At 68.8% G+C, this 12039-nt stretch carries 9 protein-coding genes; 8 read left to right on the plus strand and 1 reads right to left on the minus strand.

What is annotated here, in order from left to right; genetic code table 11:
• Nucleotides 1-75: 75 nt before the first annotated feature.
• Nucleotides 76-567, minus strand: a complete 492-nt coding sequence (locus TBR22_RS07785; protein WP_239492403.1) for a RidA family protein — start codon at nucleotides 565-567, stop codon at nucleotides 76-78.
• Nucleotides 568-844: 277 nt separating this feature from the next.
• Between TBR22_RS07785 and TBR22_RS07790 the strand changes: the two genes are divergently transcribed.
• From TBR22_RS07790 to TBR22_RS07825, 8 genes are all read left to right on the plus strand, one after another.
• A complete protein-coding gene (locus TBR22_RS07790; protein ID WP_239492404.1) occupies nucleotides 845-3985 on the plus strand; it encodes a TonB-dependent receptor in 3141 nt (1046 codons plus the stop codon).
• Nucleotides 3986-4167: 182 nt separating this feature from the next.
• Nucleotides 4168-4668 (plus strand): hypothetical protein, encoded by a 501-nt coding sequence (locus TBR22_RS07795; protein ID WP_239492405.1) that lies wholly within the window; start codon nucleotides 4168-4170, stop codon nucleotides 4666-4668.
• 247 nt (nucleotides 4669-4915) lie between these two features.
• A complete protein-coding gene (locus tag TBR22_RS07800; protein ID WP_239492406.1) occupies nucleotides 4916-5479 on the plus strand; it encodes a hypothetical protein in 564 nt (187 codons plus the stop codon).
• Nucleotides 5480-5520: 41 nt separating this feature from the next.
• On the plus strand, nucleotides 5521-6588 hold the full coding sequence (locus TBR22_RS07805) for an alpha/beta hydrolase-fold protein (RefSeq protein WP_239492407.1): 1068 nt from the start codon (nucleotides 5521-5523) through the stop codon (nucleotides 6586-6588).
• 189 nt (nucleotides 6589-6777) lie between these two features.
• Nucleotides 6778-8763 (plus strand): pyrroloquinoline quinone-dependent dehydrogenase, encoded by a 1986-nt coding sequence (locus tag TBR22_RS07810; protein WP_239492408.1) that lies wholly within the window; start codon nucleotides 6778-6780, stop codon nucleotides 8761-8763.
• A 12-nt stretch (nucleotides 8764-8775) separates the two neighbouring features.
• Complete coding sequence (locus TBR22_RS07815) at nucleotides 8776-10761, plus strand: PQQ-binding-like beta-propeller repeat protein (RefSeq protein ID WP_239492409.1); 1986 nt, start codon at nucleotides 8776-8778, stop codon at nucleotides 10759-10761.
• Between the two features lie 23 nt (nucleotides 10762-10784).
• Nucleotides 10785-11258 carry a VOC family protein gene (locus TBR22_RS07820; protein WP_239492410.1) on the plus strand — a complete coding sequence of 158 codons (474 nt, stop codon included), beginning with the start codon at nucleotides 10785-10787 and terminating at the stop codon, nucleotides 11256-11258.
• A 210-nt stretch (nucleotides 11259-11468) separates the two neighbouring features.
• Nucleotides 11469-12008 (plus strand): DUF6265 family protein, encoded by a 540-nt coding sequence (locus TBR22_RS07825; RefSeq protein ID WP_239492411.1) that lies wholly within the window; start codon nucleotides 11469-11471, stop codon nucleotides 12006-12008.
• The last annotated feature ends 31 nt before the right edge of the window (nucleotides 12009-12039 follow it).

The raw sequence follows: 12039 nt of genomic DNA on the forward strand, positions 1-12039 counted from the left end.
AGGACTCAGGGCTCAAGGCAAGAAACAAGTCAGAAGGCTTTCTGAGCCCTGAGCCTTGAGCCCTGCGCCTTCTCGTCAGAGCGCCGCGATGCAGTCCATCTCCACCAGCGACTTGCCGGGGATGCCGCCGTACGCGGCAATCGTCGTGCGGACCGGCGGGTTGGCGCCGAAGCGGCCGCGGAACACCTCGTTCATCGCCGCGTAGTCCTGCAGGTCGTGCAGGTACACGTTCACCTTCAGCACCTTCTCCATCGACGAGCCGGCCTTCTTCAGCTCGCTCTCCAGGGCGTCGAGCACCTTCGCCGTGTGCAGCTTGATGTCGCCTTCCTCGTGGTAGCCCTTGCCGGCCACGAACACGAGCCCGCCCGTGTGGACCTTGACTGCCGAGAAGAGCGGCGCCTGCTTCGGCGCCTCGGCCTGCTGGGCGGCATCGGGGATCGTCACGGTGGCGCCGCCCGGGGCGGCGTGGGCCTTGCCGCCGAAGAGCCCGGCGGCGGTGGCGCCGGCCGCGGCGAGGAGTGAACGGAAGGCGGAACGACGCGAGGACACGGGCTGGGTGGCTGGCACGCGAGAATCTCCTGGGTTGGTCGGGGGGAGGCAGGCCTGTCTGACGGCCCGAGAATAGCCGCGCCCTGCGCCGCCGGCAAGCCTTCCCAACAGCGGCGTGGACATGGCGGGCAATTTCGACTACGTTGGGCGCGTTCCATCGAACTGAAACGGCGCACCGATTCGAGGGCGCGCCGTTTCGGATGTGCGTTCGCTCTCCGGCGGTTGGTCTGGCACGAGCCACGGCTCTGGCCACGAACGGAGCGAGCGCCGCCCCCCGTCCGAGGAGGATGTCCGCGTGCTCCGAGCCCTGAGTTCCGCCGTTCTGGCACTCCTGTTGTCCACACCCGCGTTCGCGCAGCTCGCTTCGCAAACCGGCCTGATCGGCACCGTCACCGACTCGGGCGGCGGCATCCTGCCGGGCGCCACCGTCACGGCGGTGAACACGGGCACGCAGGCGACCCTCACCGGCGTGACCAACGAGGCCGGCGTCTACCAGTTCAACGCGGTGCCGATTGGCACGTACGAAATCACGATCAGCCTCCAGGGCTTCCAGACCTTCAAGGCGACCAACGTCCGGGTCGGATCCAATCAGGTCGCCCGCCAGGACGCGGTGCTCGCCGTGGGCGACCTGTCTGAGACGATCACCGTCGAGGCGGCCAACACGACGGTCCAGACCGACCGCGCCGCGGTGTCGCAGACGGTCGAGGCGCGCGCGGTCACCGACCTGCCGTCGAGCGGCCGCAACGTCTGGCAGATGGCCTCGACGACGCCCGGCGTGCTGCGCGGCAACACGACCGACATCGGCCTGTCGTTCCGCGGCGCCGGCCAGCGCGAGATCCAGAACAGCCTGACCATGGACGGCATCAACGCCACGTCCAACCTGCTCGCGATGACCAGCATGCGGCCGATGGCCGACGCGGTGCAGGAAGTGGCGGTGCAGACAGGGAGCACGTCGGCCGAGTACGGGTCGTACCTGGGCGTGCACGTCAACGTGGTGACCAAGGCGGGCACCAACCTGTTCCACGGCGCGCTGTTCGAGTACTTCCAGGACGACGCGCTCGAGAGCCGCGGGTACTTCGACAACCCGAACCTGCCCGAGCCGCCCAAGCGCAGCAACCAGTACGGCATGCAGTTCGACGGCCCCGTGATCATCCCGGGCCTCTACAACGGCCGCAACAAGACGTTCTTCATGGGCGCCTACGAGGGGCAGCGGTCCAACCGCACCACGAGCCCGATCGGCTCGGTGCCGACCGAGAAGATGCGGCGTGGCGACTTCAGCGAGATCGCGACCCAGATCGTCAACCCGTACACGAAGGTGCCGTACCCGGGGAACCAGATCCCGCTGTCGCAGTTCTCCGACGAGGCCGTCCGCCTGATGCAGTACTTCCCGCTGCCGACCGGCCCCGGCACGGCCAACAACTACCAGGGCCCCGTCCTCACCGAGACCGAGGTCGACCAGATCCTCGCCCGCGTCGACCAGAACATCACCAACTCGGCCCGCATGTACGTGCGCTACAACTGGGTGGATGCCTTCGACGGCTTCGGCGCGCTCAGCCCGACGCAGGGCCTGTACCAGCCGCGCGTCAACAAGAACACGCTGGTGTCGTACCAGCAGACGCTGTCGCCGACCCTGCTCAACGACTTCCGCATCGGCTACCACCGCATCGACTTCGACTCGCTGAACAACTTCACGCTGGACGGCAACACGACGGCCGGCGCCGACATCGGCATCCCCGGCTTCGACGGCGACGTCAAGTACAACAACCCCGGCATCCCCACCATCGGCATCACCGCGTTCAGCGGCCTCGGCAACGGCGGCACCAACTGGTACCAGTTCGACACCACGTTCCAGATGTCGAACGTGCTGTCGTGGACGAAGGGCAAGCACAACATCCGCACGGGCTTCGACCTGCGCAAGATGGCCACGGGGCGACGAGCGGCCAACAGCCCGCGCGGCGCGTTCAACTTCAACGGGCAGATGACCGGCTACTCGGTGGCCGACTTCCTCGTCGGCGTGCCGATCTCGGTGACCACGCCGGTCAACCAGGTGCAGGGGCACGTGGGGCAGTGGCGCAACGGCTTCTTCATCAACGACGTGTGGCAGGCGACGCGGAACATGACGCTGAGCCTCGGCCTGCGGTACGAGCGCAACACGCCGGTGCAGACCTACGAGGGCTACGCGTCGATGCTCGACGCCTCGCAGACGCAGATCATCCCGACGTCGTTCCCGGCCGTCGGCTTCGAGTTCCACGAGCCCAACACGAAGGACTGGGGGCCGCGCCTCGGCGCCACCTACCGCCTGACCGACAAGACCGTGCTGCGGGCCGGCTGGGGCATCTACTACAACCCCAACCAGATGAACTCGTTCACGTTCCTCACCAACAACCCGCCGATCGCCGCCGAGTTCACCTTCAACAACAACCCGGCCAACCCGACGCTGTCGTTCGATCAGCCGTTCGGTACCGTCGGCCCCGGCGGGCCGCCGAACATGATCACGCCGAACCGGCGCATGCCGAACGCCACGAAGAACCAGTGGAGCGCCGACCTGCAGCACGAGATCTTCGGCAGCACCGTCGTCGAGCTGCAGTACCTGGCCTCGCGTACCAAGAACCTCGATCGGAGCTACTACAACAACACGCCGCTGCCGGGGCCGGGCGCGATCGATCCCCGGCGCCCGAACCAGTTGTTCCGCGACATCCGCACCATCCAGAACGACCTCATCGCCAACTACGACTCGGTGGCGGTGGTGGCGCGTCGCCGCATGACCAACGGGTTCCTGCTCAACGCGCACTACACCTGGTCCAAGACGCGCGACATGGCCACCCACTCCAACGGCGGCGGCCGCATCGTCAACAACTACGACATCTGGAGCGATTACGGCCCGGCCAACTGGGACGTGCCGCACCGCCTCGTGGTGAGCTACGTGTGGGACATGCCGTTCTTCCGTGACTCGGACAACTACTTCCTGCGCGGCATCGTCGGCGGCTGGCAGATTGCGGGCGTCACGACGATCCAGAGCGGCACGCCGCTCAACGTGACGATCCAGCCTGACCGCGCCAACACGGGCCAGCCCAACCAGCGGCCGAACCTGGTGAACGCCAACGTGACCCTGAGCTGCCAGGCCAACCCGAACGGCCTCGGCCTGGTCGGCTGCATCGACCCTGCGGCCTTCGCGTTGCCGGACCCGTTCACCTACGGCAACACGCCGCGCAACTACCTGCGCGGGCCGAAGTACAGCCAGACCGACGTGTCGTTCATGAAGAACTTCGCCACCGGCGGCCGCTCGCGCATCCAGCTTCGTGCCGAGGTGTTCAACCTGTTCAACCAGGTGAACTGGGGCGCCCCGGGCACGACGTTCGGCGCCGCCAACTTCGGCATCATCGCGTCGGCCGACACGATGCGCCGCGCCGAGCTCGGTGTGAAGTTCCTGTTCTAGTTCGCGTGCAGTTCCGGGAATGCCGGAATGTCGAGGTCTTCGGACCCCACATCCGGCATCCCGGCATTCGTCATTTCGCCCCTCAGACCTGATCGCCCACTGCCGACCGCCGCCCCGACGGCAATCCCGCATCGTCGGCGGAGCATTCGCGTAAGCCATCGTTTCCATGGGACGATCAGCCGATGAAAGCCGTGCTGACCGTCTTTTCGCTCATCCATGGACTCGTCGCCCTCCTGTTCGCCAGCGCCGCGCTCCTGCTGATCGTGATCGCGGCTCGCGTGGGATGGCAGGCGCTCATGAGCGGCGTGGACCGCAGTGCCGCGCAGCAGATCATCGAGGCCGTCGGCGTGCTCGCTGCCGCCGTCGTCGCGCTGCAGATCGCGCAGACGGTCGCGGAGGAGGAGGTCGTGCGCGAGGCACACATCAGCGGGCCGACCCGCGTGCGTCGTTTCCTGTCGCGCTTCCTCGTGGTGGTGGTCGTGGCACTGGCGATCGAGGGGCTCGTCGCCGTGTTCAAGTCGGCGGGTGACCCATCACAGATGCTGGCGGCGTCAGTCCTCGTCCTGTCGACCGGCGCGCTGCTGGCGGGATGGGGCGTGTTCGTGCGCATGAATCGCTATGCGGAGGAACTGGAGCCGGAAGCGATGGCCGAGGCCACGCGCGAGGACGCCAAGCTCGCGTGACTGCCACGCCGTCACGCCACGAGCCACCTTTCGGCTCGTGGCGGTGACGACGCAGTCGAGGCCGCTCCGTGACGCCCGTCGCTCGGTCACGGATCCTCTTGCAGTCAGGGCGACAGCAGAGCCATGATTGGCGCTCCCAACGGCTGAGGTAACGCCTTGCGCGCCGAGCATGATGCCGGCGCGCCACAAGGCTCCCCCACGCGCAGGAGCGCCGACGATGGTCCGAGGACACAGAGTGGGCAGGCGCATGGGCACCATCTGCCTGACGGCCCTGTCGCTGTTGCCGATCGCCGCCGCCGCGCAACCGCCACGCGCGCGCCCACCGGTCGAGGAGATTTTCATCCTGCGCTCGGTGCGCCTCTCGCGGCAGGCGCCCAGCGACTTCTGCGGGGCGTCGGGCCTCGGAGTGACGACGCCGGTCGCCGAGGATCGCTACGAGTTCAGGGCAGTGGCGACCGACGCCGCGACCGGTCGGGTGACGAGCGTGAACGGAGCCCGAGTCGGCACGTTGCAGGCGTGCCTCGGCACGACGGCCGACGCGAGGGTCGGCGACTTCCACGCGTGGGGTGAAGTCGGGGGCATGCCGCTGCTGGCGCGCGGGCAGTGTCGCGTGACCGGGGAGGGTGTGCCTGAAGCCGGGCTCACGCTCTACGCGGGCCAGTTCGATCTGTCCGGACTGCCTCCTGAGTATGTCGATGGCCGGTTGACCACCAACACGGTTCAGGGGCGGACGCCGGTGGGTGCCAACAGCGATCCGCCCGGTTACACACAGCCCTCGATCGCGACCATCCGCCTGTGGAAGAAGCGATAACGACGGCAGCGCGTGGGCTCGCTCCTGTTCAGGAGGCAGTCATGACAGTTCGGTTCTTCACGATGGCCATGGCCATCGGTGTGAGCGCGCTTGCGGAGGTGCAGGCGCACTGGTCGGCCGGGTGGGCCGTCCTGTGCGACGCCCTCCACGCCCTCGGCGACAACGACCTGCAGCGCACCGTCACCAGCCGTGGGCAGGCCCTGCAGGTCGCGCAACTCGAGGGGCCGCGGCACCGGGGCAGGTCACCAGGGTCGTCGCTGCTGTGGGGCCTGCTGCTCGCGCTGTGCACGGCAGGACTCGCCGCAGCCCAGTCGCCTCCGGCGGGCGCCTCGACCTCGGCGTCGGCGCAAGCCACGCCCGCAGCGCCTGGCGTCGTGCTCGCGCACACCGAGCACCGGACGATCAGCTCGAGCGCGATCGGCCAGCGCTACGAGCTGCTGGTGTCGCTGCCCGAGGACTACGCCACGTCCGGCCGGGCCTATCCGGTGCTCTACGTGCTGGACGGCTGGCATTTTCCGCTTCTGGCCTTCCTCCAGAACAACATTGCCGTCTCCAAGCGGATGCCGCCGGTCATCAGCGTGACCATCAGCCACGGACCAACAGACGCCAAGGCGTTACGCGACAGGGACTTCACCCCCAAGCCGATGGCCAACAAGCGTGGGTCGGGCGGGGGCGCGGCGTTCCTCGCGTTCCTCGAGCGGGAGCTGATCCCGTGGGTCGATCGCACGTACCGGACCGTGCCCACCGACCGCGCGATCCTGGGGCACTCGCTCGGCGGCCTGTTTGCGCTGTACGCCGTCGGGCAGCGGCCGGCGCTGTTCCAGCGGGTCGTCGCGGCCAGTCCGGCGTGGCTGCCCGACAACGCCGAAGTCATCGCCTCGCTCGAGAGCCTGCGCTCGGGCGGCGCCCCTGTCCGCCTCGACATCTCGATTGGCGACGAGGAGCCGGGCGTTGCCAACGTCGCGGCCTTCGCCGCTCGGCTCGACCAGGCCAGGCTGCCGAACCTGACCCATCGCTTCACGGTGTATCAGGGCGAGAACCACAACTCGGTGCGGTTCGCATCGATTCCTAACGGGCTCTACTGGCTCTATCGCGCAGGGCACCCATGACGTCGATGACCCGCGCACGGATGGCCGCCATGCTTGCGCGTGGAGTCCTCGCCGTGGCGCAGGCGCAGGCCCCCGCGGGCCGTACGCCGATCGATGACCTGCCACCCGCAGAGCCGATCAACTGGCGCGTGCAGAAACTCGTTCCATGACAGCCATGCCGAACGTGGAAGAAGCGATAGCGGAGGCATCATGAGAGTCCGGTTCTTCGCGATGGCCATGGCCATCGGTGTGAGCGCGCTTGTCGGTGTGGCAGCGGTCCAGGACGCGGACTCGAGCTGGCCGACGTATGGCGGCAGCCCGGCCAGCCTGAAGTACGCGCCGCTCGACCAGATCGACCGCACCAATGCTGGCGCGCTGACGATCGCGTGGCGCTGGCGATCGATCGACGAGGACACGAAGCAGGAGGTCGGCGTACGGCCGTGGCTCTTCGAAGCGACGCCGCTGCTGATCGGCCGCACCTTGTACCTGAGCACGGGACTCGGCCAGATGGCCGCCGTCGACGCGGCGACGGGCCGGACAATCTGGACGCACGACCCGAAGACCTACCGCAACCGCGTCACGCTGTATGGCTTCACCCACAGGGGCGTGGCCTACTGGCCCGGCGCACCTGGTGTCGGCGCGCGCATCCTCATGGGCACGGTCGACGGCTACCTGCTCGCCGTCGACGCGGACACCGGCAAGCCGTCGGCAGGCTTCGGGCGCGAGGGACGCGTCGACCTGCTCGAGGAATGGCCAGGTGTCGAGCGGCGCCTCTACACGGTCACGTCCCCGCCGATGGTGGTGGGCAACGTCGCCGTGGTGGGCTCGGGCCTGTCCGATGCGATCAGCCCGACCAAGGGGCAGCCCCCTGGCGACGTCCGCGGTTTCGATGTGCGCACGGGACGACGACTCTGGACCTTCCACTCGGTGCCGCGTGCCGGGGAAGTCGGCCGTGACACCTGGGAGGAGCGATCCCTGCAGTCGCCGCGCGGGGTCAGCGCGTGGACGCTTTTCAGCGCCGACGAGGCCCTCGGCTACGTCTACGTGCCCTTCAGCGCGCCGGCGAGCGACTACTACGGCGGCGATCGCCACGGCGACAACCTGTTCGGATCCAGCATCGTGTGCCTCGAGGCGGCCACGGGCAAGCGCGTGTGGCATTTCCAGACGACGCGCCACGACGTGTGGGACTACGACCCACCCGCAGCGCCCATCCTGACCGACCTCACAGTGCAGGGGCGACGCGTCAAGGCGCTCGTGCAGGTCGGCAAGACCGGCTTCGTGTTCGTCCTGGATCGCGTCACGGGTGCGCCTGTGTGGCCGGTGGTCGATCGCCCTGTTCCGCAGGGCGGCGTGGATGGCGAGTTGCCCGCCAAGGCGCAGCCCGTACCGACGCGGCCGCTGCCCATCGATCGCCAGGGCGCCAGCGAGGCGGACCTCATCGACTTCACGCCAGCCCTGCGGGCGCAGGCCCTCGAGATCTTCCGCACGTACGACAGCGGGCCGCTCTACACACTGCCCTCGATGCGCGGCGCCATCTCGCTGCCGGGCGCGCAGGGCGGCGCCAGTTGGGCCGGCGCGGCCTTCGATCCCGAGACGCAGATGCTCTACGTGCCGTCGATCACGCGCCCCACCGTCGTCACGATCTACCCGAAGGATGATCCGCGATTTGCCGACCGCGACACCACCGATCGGTACCACGGCTACCGCCAAGTCCTGCTCGGTCCTGAAGGGCTGCCCCTGTTCAAGCCACCGTTCGGGCGCATCACCGCGATCGACATGGGAACGGGCGACCACCGCTGGATGATCCCGAGCGGCGAGGGGCCGCGTGACCATCCGGCGCTCCGCGACCTGAAGCTGCCGCGCCTCGGGTGGCCGCTCCGCACGTTCGTGCTGGCCACCCGCACGTTGCTGTTCGCAGCGCAGGAAGGACCTGTGGGGCCAGAGCGCAGCGCGGACGGCCACCTGGAGGCCGATCACACGGTGCGTGACGCCAGCCTGCGGGCCTACGACAAGGCGACGGGCGCCGACGTCGCGCGCATCGACCTGCCGGCCAATGCCACCGGATCGCCCATGACCTACATGGTGGGCGGCCGTCAATTCATCGTCGTCGCCGTTGGCGGGTCGAACCTGCCGGCGGAACTCGTGGCGCTCGCGCTCGACCCGGGGCTGCGACGCCCTCAGGCACCGGCCCGCTGAGGGGCAGGCATCATGCAAAAGAGCCTCTGGAGCTACTTCACGTCGTCTTCGTCCGGGTTCGTGCTGCTCGCGCTGCTCGTCGCCGGCCTCGGCGTCGGCGCATCGCAGCAGACGCCCGGGATTGGGAAGGGCGAGTGGCGCGCCTACGGCGGCGACCTCCACGGCACCAAGTACTCGCCGCTGAACGAGATCGATGCCGGCAACGCCAAGGACCTGCGCGTCGCCTGGCGGTGGACCTCGCCAGACAACGCAGTGGTCGCCACGCAGCCCGGGCTGCACCTCAACCTGTTCGAGGGCACGCCCGTCGCGCTCGATGGGCATCTCTTCGTCGCGACCGGTCTCCACCAGGTCGCGAGCATCGACGGCCGGACGGGCGCGACGCGCTGGGTCCACGACCCCGGCCTCTACAGGCGCGGCACGCCGCAGCGATTGGGCTGGGTACACCGGGGCGTCGCGCTCTGGGCGGCGGGTCGCCGCGTGTTCCATGCCACCGGCGAGGGCTACCTACTCGCGCTCGATGCCGACACCGGCAAGCCCGTCCCGGGGTTCGGCGCCGATGGGCGGGTCGATCTGCTCGCCGGGCTTCGCCGTCCGGTCGCGCGGTTCGAGTTCGGCGTCAACTCTCCGCCGATCGTCGTCGGCGAGGTCGTGGTGGTCGGCTCGTTCGTGCAGGACGGCTGGCTCAAGAAGGAGGGTCCCCCGGGCGACGTTCGCGGCTACGACGCGCGCACCGGCCGCCTGCTCTGGACGTTCCACACGGTGCCCGACGCCGGCGAGTTCGGCACCGACACCTGGCTCGAGGAGTCGTGGAAGTACAGCGGCAGCACGAACGTGTGGACCGTGATGAGCGCCGACGAGGCGCTCGGCCTCGTCTATCTCCCCACGAGCACGCCGACCAACGACCACTACGGCGGCCATCGGCCCGGCGACAACCTGTTTGCCGAGAGTGTCGTGGCGCTGGACGCCAGGACGGGGAAGCGCCGGTGGCACTTCCAGGCGGTGCACCACGGCATCTGGGACTACGACCTCCCCGCTGCGCCCGTGCTCGCCGATGTGACGATTGGCGGTCGACCACGCAAGGTGCTGGCGCAGGTGTCCAAGCAGGCCTTCGTGTACGTCCTCGATCGAGAGACGGGCGTGCCGATCTGGCCCATCGAGGAGCGACCCGTCGCGCCATCGACGGTGCCGGGCGAAGTCCTGTCGCGCACCCAGCCGTTCCCGACTCGGCCGGCGCCGTTCGACCGACAGGGGATCACCGTCGACGATCTCATCGACTTCACGCCCGCCCTGCGGCGCGAGGCCACCGACATCCTGAGCCGCTTCGACAGCGGGCCGCTCTTCACGCCGATCTCGGAGCGGGGCGCCGTGGTCATGCCGGGCGCCGTCGGCGGCGCGAGCTGGGCAGGCGCGGGTCTCGACCCCGAGTCGGGCCGCCTGTTCGTGCCGTCGGTCAGCATCCCGTACGTCATGCGGTCGCGGGCGCTCGACCCCACCCGGTCGGACATGCGCTACGCGTCGTTCGGCCTCGACCGAGTCCCCCTCGGCGGTCCGCAGGGGCTTCCCCTCACCAAGCCGCCGTACGGCCGCATCACGGCCATCGATCTCGGCACCGGCGAGCACGCGTGGGTCATGCCGCACGGCACGGGACCGCGCGACCATCCAGCGCTGGCGTCGATGCAGTTGCCGCGGCTCGGCTGGCCCGCGCGCGGGTTCGTGCTCGTCACGCGCACGCTGCTCTTCGCGGCACAGGAGCCGGAGATCAGGGGTGGTTACTCGGCCGAGACCAACGCGTGGGTGTACACCGCACGCACGCGGACGCCGCTGTTGAGCGCGTTCGACAAGCGCACCGGAGAACTCCTGGGCGAGCTCGCCCTGCCCGCCAACGCCGGCGGTTCACCGATGACGTTTTCCGCCGGCGGGAGACAGTACATCGTCGTGCCCGTGGGCGGCGGAGGTGTGCCAGCCGAACTCGTGGCGTTGTCGCTCGGCGGAAAGTAGTCGGCGGTGGATTGGACGGGCACATGATTGCAGGCGCGCGCTATGGCCACACCAACCTGATTGCCACCGATTGGCGTCGGCTGGCGCAGTTCTATCAGGAGCTGTTCGGCTGCACACCGGTCCCGCCGGAACGCGATTACGGGGGACCGGATCTCGAGCGCGGAACAGGTGTGCCTGGCGCGGCACTTCGCGGCGTGCACCTGCGACTGCCGGGGCACGGCCCCGATGGCCCGACGCTCGAGATCTTCAACTACACCATCCTGCGCGACAGGCCAGACGCGGCGGTCAATCGCCCGGGCTTCGGTCACATCGCTTTCGTCGTGGACGACGTCAATGCCGCTCGCGAGGCGGTGCTCGCCGCAGGAGGGCAGCCGATTGGCGAAGTCGTCACCTTGACCACTACCGTTGGCGCCCGACTGACCTGGGTGTACGTCACCGACCCCGAGGGCAACATCATCGAGTTGCAGAGCCGAGTCCTGACGGGCATGGGATCGTGAGTCGGCGGACTGTTGGAGGGCGTTCCATGCCGATGTGGCGTGTCCCAGCTGCCCTGGTCACCCTGGTTGTCGCAGGCGCGCGGGCGCGCTGGGCCTGGCGTCGGTCTGCCGTCGCTGAGCGGGAACCTCGCGGGGCCGTCCAACGTCCCGGAACACCATGACTCGTTCCGAGCGATTGGATGGGCAGCTTTCACGAGAGAGGCGGCAGGCATGACGACCGGACACGCGTGCCTGCTACTGATGTTCACCCTGGTTTGTTCGGCCGCTGGCCTGCAGGCACAGGAGAAGGTCACCGAACGCACCGTGAAGCTGGCGGCGGGAGCGCAGCCGCCGCAGGCCACGATCTCGGACGTGGCCTGGCTGGAAGGCCGCTGGGCCGGCTCCGCACTTGGCGGCGAGACCGAGGAGATCTGGAGCGGTCCGAAGGCCGGGGCGATGATGGGGATGTATCGCCTGGTGCGTGAGGGCAAGGTCGTCTTCTACGAGATGCAAGCGCTCGTCGAGGAAGGCGGCAGCCTCGTCCTGCGACTGAAGCACTTCCACGCCAATCTCGCCGGGTGGGAGGAGAAGGCGACGACCGTCGACTTCCCCCTCGTGGCCCTCCGTGACGGGGTGGTCCAGTTCGAGGGCATGTCCATGCACCGCGACGGCGCCGACAAGCTGATCGTGTATCTCGCCATCCAGGCCAGGGACGGCACGGTGCGCGAGGAGACGTTCCGCTACACGAAAGTCCGGCCCCCGATGCCATGATCTGCCCGGGCGGGCGAGACTCGGAGCTGCA

Origin of the sequence: Luteitalea sp. TBR-22 (assembly GCF_016865485.1) — a bacterium.
In the GTDB taxonomy this organism is placed as follows: domain Bacteria; phylum Acidobacteriota; class Vicinamibacteria; order Vicinamibacterales; family Vicinamibacteraceae; genus Luteitalea.